A 5,242-nucleotide genomic window follows, 5' to 3' on the forward strand; every position below is an offset into this window, starting at 1 on the left:
CAGCGCAGAATGCTCAAACGTCGCCAGGCAGTCGAGCCTGTCATCGGTCATGTCAAAGCGGATCACGGCATGCGCCGGAACTGGTTGAAAGGCGAAATCGGTGACACTGTCCATCCGATCCTCTGTGCCGCAGGCTTCAATCTCCGTTGGCTGCTGCGGGCCATTGCCCGCCTCGGTATCCGCGGGCTTTTTTTCGTCTTAGCTTTGCTCACAGGGATGGCCCGGTTCGCCACCGATGCCGCCAATCGACTCAGCCCACATGCCGCAGTCGTTTGATGAGGGCCCAGAATCCTCCGCCTTTCAGTCACGCTGAGCTCTCAGACTGAATTTTTCAGGTCCGACTACCTATTTTAAGGCGGGGCAGTATATTAGGTAGCGTCGATACTATTCTCTTGCTTAACCCCCTGCATTGCCATCTGCGCCGCGACTAGTCGATAAATTGTATTAGGTGCGCTTAGGCGCCGAACTGTGTGTTAATCACCGCTTCCACGAGAGTGACGCCATTTGGGGTCAAAGTGACGATATTATCGTCGACGGTGACGAGTGCTTTTCTCACCAACATATTCAGCGCACGATTGATCTTCGCATTGGCAAAGAAACTCCGTCCCTCAAAACGCTCTTTAAACACATCATCATTCACTGGGACTAATGTTGATAAGGCCATTTTGAAAGCATTAATTTCACCGTGAGCCCGGGAGATGCCTCGGCTTTCTTCAATGGGCAATCGATGCTTGCCAAGTGCTTCCTTGTATCTACTGTATCCAGTTATGTTGATAGCTTCAGCTGTTATACACTTCGAGCTACCACCCAAACCAATAGCCACCTCTGGATACTGCTTGCCAAGATCGGTGACTAATCCCTTCCATTTTTCGGGGGGACGATTCCTACGATGGAAGTACATTGTGGGATGTTCCAGATAATCGCAGGACAAGTACTGCTCCACAAGCTCCCGCATTTGATACTGCTTGCCTAAACCAGGGAATCCTCCCCTATTAGAGAAAATTCTTCCTTTCTGCCACAGACTTTGTCGCTCGCCGGAAACACCGGTGCGTCTGCTTATAAACTCACCGATGTGCAGCTTGGTGCAGACAACATGAGAGAGCTCCAATTCTAAAACCTTCTCCATGTCCCGTTTCACGTCATCGACATTTTGCCCGAGGAGCCCATAAATAAGGTCGACACTAATCCAATTGAAACCGACCTCGCGTGCGTCATGAACGGTTTCCATGCAAGCGCGGGCTGAATGCGCACGACCTGATGCCTTGATAATATGCTCATTAAAAGACTGCACGCCAAAACTGATCTTGGAAAAACCTATGCTTTTTAAAAAACTCAAATATTCTTTAGTCAGCGTTCCCGGCTCACCTTCAAACCGCATCGATGCGGTCGACAAATTAAAATGGTGTTGATAAAAATCCACTAAGCATCGCAGTTCGCGCTGGGGAAGTAGTGATGGCGTGCCACCGAAGATATTAAACTCCCCAACCTCTGCTCGGCGAAGGCTTGGGATACTCTCAAGCCAATGCCTTGCTTCTGCTATATTACTATCTACCACATCCCGAAACACCGCCTGCGCGGAGTCAATCTGTGGGTTGAGTATAACGGTGGGAAATGCACAAAAGTGGCAGCGGTAGCGACAAGTTGGAATATATGACCAAAGATGGATTTGTTTAGCCTTACTTATCTCTCGGCTCATATCATCCAAGAAGGAATAATATGGGTAATTTTGGATATCACCGGGAAAAACATGGCAGCCGAATGTGTCCTTAAATACGTAATCTAGAAATTCACTATTTTCCGACCTCGCGAGGAAATCATATACTCGCGGCAAAGGATAGCGAACATCGACGTCATTCAACGAATCTAGCGCTGCTTTGCTCATTAAAAAACTCCACCGTTCGCAAAATAATTATGTGCCTCCCCGGATTCACGGTCCTCACAAAAGTAATAGACATAACGCTTGAAGTCTTCCGGTTTTACAACATCGAAACACTTGGGCAATGGCGGTGGGAAGCCAATATCCTCGCCAATGGTTCGGCGCATCGCACTAAAGATCTCATCACGAAATTCGAAGTAAAGTCGATAGCATGGCGTCTTATAGGAATGGATAGACTTAAAGTCAATCATCCGAGTTTCGCACTTAATTTCCTCGAGACGCCGGTACAGCTGGTCTGCCGCGCGGCCAGTGAAGAATTCACGAACACGTGCATCCTCCAGTAAAAGATACGGATTAAGCAACACAGGCAGGACGATATTCTTAGGAACATAGTCTTTTATTGAGCTGTGCCAGGCATTTTGTGACTGTTCGGGGGTCGTATCTTTCAGCGCAGTATTTTGGCATCCCTTTTCTGTCCGGACGTCCTTCATGATAATGATACCGTCCTGTCCATAGGCGATGCCCTTGATGACCTCGTCAAGCAGAGTATCAACCCGACGACTGTTAATTTCTACCCGGGAATCTCGGGCGTAAACCGGCTTGCCACCCCATGCAACGACTCGTATCCCTAAATCCCAATCATCGGAAAGGTGTTCCACAAATTTACCGCTTTTGAGTTGGTAGAAAATTTCGATGCCACCAACCTTGTCGTAGAACCTGCGCTCAACAGCGAAACCCTTCCCGTCTGGAAAACCACCGAATAGAGAGAAAGACGTTTCCCGACAACGTAAAGTTTTTCTTATTTCCCGAAATAGATTCGGACGATTGATGAATAAATTTTCATTATAATAATAATTGCACGTGCCGAGATCCCCATTTTCATCCATCATCTTTTTTATTAATGCGTACAGCCAGTATGGCTCAACGGTGCAATCAGCATCCGAGGATACAATATAGTGTTTTTTTTGCACCCCCATGCGAATGTCCCTCGTTTTTGAACGCAACGACGCATAATCCATACCCCGTTTTCTAGCAGATGATACCCCCTGAACGGCTTCAGGGATAATATAGATATCAATAGTGGGATTTTCGAATTTAAGACGCTCTACTTTTTGGAGAGTATCGTCCGTGGAATTATTGTCTACAACAATCAACTCATAACTTTGGTGAGTAATCAAGCCGTTATGGGTTTTCTGATTAATTAAAGATGCGAGTACCTTCTCAATGCAATCGCTTTCGTTATAAATTGGCAGCACGACAGATACAAGAATATTGTCTCGCATACCACTCCCCAAAGAAATCGATTAAAGAATACCGGATGACCTAGGAGAAAGCAATCGTTTTCCTAGAACATAATTATTTTCCGCAATTTTTTGTGTAAGCTGCTTGTTGGTGACCAACTCATAGAGCGTATCAATGAACTCTTGATCAGGCAAACCATCTTTACCCTCTGATATCCTCATAACTGGAGCAACGAAGCCATGCTTGCCATAGACTTCGTCATAATATTCATAGCTTGTCGTGATGTAACAGCGCTTGTGACAAATTGCTTCGCCAATAGGATTTCCGTAGCTATCATAATCCCAGGAGGTGAGAAAAGAGACCAGATCGCAGGAATAATAAAGATCATCAATAGTGTACATTTGGCTCTGGGAGGATATGCCTCCGTGCTGAAGAAGTCCGAGAAATCTGACAGCACCCTCGCTGTTAAGCGTTTGGGATAAAGCTACTAGTCGTTGATAATACTCCGGGTCTTCATTTGTATTCCCCGCAATAATAAGCCACGCCTTCTTTTCTATGCAATTTTGAACGAAAAGTCGATTCATGTGATGAATTATATGAATATCCCTGTCCAATCGCTTCTGAGGTATAATTCTGGTGGTTCTTGCAATAAGAAGATCGTCCTCACGGATGGAGAACTTCTCCCTCAAATTCGTGTAGCCGACTTGGTCTTTGAACTCGTAGGTATTTTTTTTAACCTTAACCTCAACGGCATAATTACACCACTCCTCAAGTTTGTTCTTTAGATCTTCGTTGAGTGTTACGTACGTGATGTGATTGGATTTGGTAGGCTTGATTGCATTTTGGTATGGCGGTGAACCATACTTCATGGCGGTTTTATCGCTGCTCCACATCAAATCATGATCACGCCAAATAACAAAGCTCCCCAATCCATTGTGTTTTCCATACTCTTCGATGGCGAGGTACAGGGCTCGGGTGTAAATTATGTTTTCAGGAAGAGTCCCATTTTCTACAATAACATGACCAATATTCAGACTATCCCAAAGCTGAACAATTTTTTTTGATAGTTGCTGGGATGCATATATGATGTCGCGCTTTATATCTTCTTTGTTTTGACTGGTCGTTGACGACGGTTGATTTATCAACGCGCTATGGGCGCGCTTAATAAAATCGACGTTATAATTTTTTATGGAAGTGATGTCATCTATCCGAACAAGAGTGAATAAGTCTTTGTAGAGGTCTCTTTCCCATTCGTATGGTTTATTAAACATCCCTTTGTCAACTTTTATATCATAACCAAGGTCAAGGTACGATTTAATCCCCTTTTTTGAAAGTATTTTCGCTGCCTTGAGTGCCTCAATGATAATTCCTGATACCGCGACTGCGTCAAATGATATAAATATGGCTCGATCGTATTTCATTTTGCAAATCTCAATAACTCAAATTCAGAATTGGAGTCGCTCACACCGCAGCTATACTGGTAGTTAGTTATTCTAACAGTTCTGCGGATTTTATTAAGATATTGTGCGTTTCAAACAATTTTGACTTTATGTTGGTCACCATCAAATATGCGACCGTCCTTGGATTGCTATTGTGCAATGCCTCGTTGCCTCGGCAAGGACGACGGAACTTTGATGCGAGATTCGTACCACCAACATTCTTTGGTTGAAACCTCAGTTGAGCAAGCAGTATTGCAAATACCCGACAACTTTTAGTCAATAAGCGGACAAATATGAATGTCTTCGTCGCTATTGCGACAATTAATCGCTGTGCTAGAGTAAGCGCAGCAGTTCCGGATGTTGTTACTCTGGAGGTAAGTGTTCTGAGTAAACCAATTTCACGAATGAGAGTCAAATGCCAGTCATAAGAAGAACGAGCTGGCATCGCCGATGAAGTGCACCATCGAATTGAACGACGTGGAGAAAAGAACTTTGCAAGAGCTTGCGCTGGGGCATCCGTATGAAGATTTCCGAGCCAGAGGGCAAGGCATGGTGTTACTCGACGCAGGTCAACGCGTGCACGAGATCGCGACGCAGTTGGATGTGAGCAAGAAGACCGTGTACAACTGGATGAACGCCTGGCGCGAGAAAGGGCTGTGCGGCCTGCTCAACGGTCATAAGGGAG

General features: G+C 45.3%; 5 protein-coding genes. 2 read left to right on the top strand and 3 right to left on the bottom strand.

Annotation, left to right across the window (positions count from 1 at the left end; all coding sequences use genetic code 11):
* The coding region (locus K309_RS42730; RefSeq protein ID WP_369796560.1) for a transposase at positions 1 to 276 on the top strand (276 nt) is incomplete at its 5' end.
* A gap of 178 nt (positions 277 to 454) precedes the next feature.
* On the opposite strand, the gene K309_RS0133740 is transcribed toward K309_RS42730, so the two are convergent.
* From K309_RS0133740 to K309_RS43575, 3 genes are read right to left on the bottom strand one after another with little or no spacing between them, the layout of a single operon-like run.
* Positions 455 to 1,882, bottom strand: a complete 1,428-nt coding sequence (locus K309_RS0133740; RefSeq protein ID WP_029050326.1) for a radical SAM protein — start codon at positions 1,880 to 1,882, stop codon at positions 455 to 457.
* Entirely contained in the window at positions 1,882 to 3,159 is a 1,278-nt protein-coding gene (locus tag K309_RS43570) for a glycosyltransferase family 2 protein (protein ID WP_232232627.1), read from the bottom strand. Before K309_RS43570 ends, K309_RS0133740 begins: the two co-directional genes overlap by 1 nt.
* Positions 3,160 to 3,180: 21 nt before the next feature.
* On the bottom strand, positions 3,181 to 4,539 hold the full coding sequence (locus tag K309_RS43575; protein ID WP_232232628.1) for a glycosyltransferase family protein: 1,359 nt from the start codon (positions 4,537 to 4,539) through the stop codon (positions 3,181 to 3,183).
* A 468-nt stretch (positions 4,540 to 5,007) separates the two neighbouring features.
* Here K309_RS43575 and K309_RS0133750 point away from each other — a divergent pair.
* A partial coding sequence (locus K309_RS0133750) for a helix-turn-helix domain-containing protein (protein WP_035878832.1) occupies positions 5,008 to 5,242 on the top strand: 235 nt, incomplete at its 3' end.

This window comes from Cupriavidus phytohabitans (genome assembly GCF_000426345.1).
Classification (GTDB): domain Bacteria; phylum Pseudomonadota; class Gammaproteobacteria; order Burkholderiales; family Burkholderiaceae; genus Cupriavidus.

Bases quoted from the DNA above. Each gene is read 5' to 3' on its own strand.
- K309_RS0133740 (WP_029050326.1), bottom strand. From the start codon at position 1,882: ATGAGCAAAGCAGCGCTAGATTCGTTGAATGACGTCGATGTTCGCTAT.
- K309_RS43570 (WP_232232627.1), bottom strand. From the start codon at position 3,159: ATGCGAGACAATATTCTTGTATCTGTCGTGCTGCCAATTTATAACGAA.
- K309_RS43575 (WP_232232628.1), bottom strand. From the start codon at position 4,539: ATGAAATACGATCGAGCCATATTTATATCATTTGACGCAGTCGCGGTA.